Source organism: Pseudacidovorax sp. DMC4 (assembly GCF_056314265.1).
In genome coordinates this window covers 1-706 of sequence record NZ_JBQUYR010000040.1, presented here as the reverse complement: position 1 = coordinate 706, position 706 = coordinate 1, and the positions used below count along the sequence as shown (strand labels likewise).

The window sequence follows — 706 nt, the reverse complement described above, 5'->3', positions numbered from 1 at the left end:
GTGTTCTGTGCCACATGCGGCGTCACCCCCATGTCCAGGCACTCCTTGACGAACTCCCTGGCGTCGTAGCCCTTGTCCGCCCCCACGGTGATGTTCAGCGTGTGCTCATCGGCCGCCTCCACTGCCGCCTGGAGCATGGTCTTGGCCGCCTCGCGTTCGGCATGCCCATCGGCGCGGGTGACCATCGCGTTGGCGATCAGCCCGTGGCGGTTGTCCGCCAGCGTGTGGCCCATGAAGCGCAGTTCGCTGCCCGTCTTGCCCTTGCGGTACAGCCGGGCATCCGCATCGGTGCTGGACTGGTGCGTGGCGTTGCTGCGCCGCTGGCCCCGAAAGTCGTCCGAGTCGCTGCCCGAGTCCGAGTCATCGCCTGCGTCGCCAGCATCGGATTTGCGCACGAAGCTCTTGTGACCGGCCCAGGCCTGGATCAGCGTGCCATCGACGCTAAAGTGCTCGCCTGACAGCAGCCCCTTGTCATGGGCGTCCTGCACGATTTGGCTGAACAGTTCGATCACCGCGTCATGCTCGATCAATCGGTCCCGGTTCTTGCTGAACACGGTGGGCACCCACACGGCATCGTCCATGGACAGGCCGATGAACCAGCGAAACAGCAGGTTGTATTGCACCTGTTCCATCAACTGGCGCTCCGAGCGCACGCTGTACAGCACCTGGATGAGCATGGCGCGCAGCAGTTTCTCCGGCGCGATGC

1 protein-coding gene is annotated in these 706 nt (G+C 64.4%); it reads right to left on the bottom strand.

Features of this window, described 5'->3' with window-relative positions; all coding sequences use genetic code 11:
• The coding region (locus tag ACT54X_RS28775) for an IS5 family transposase (RefSeq protein WP_476350054.1) at positions 1–706 on the bottom strand (706 nt) is incomplete at both ends.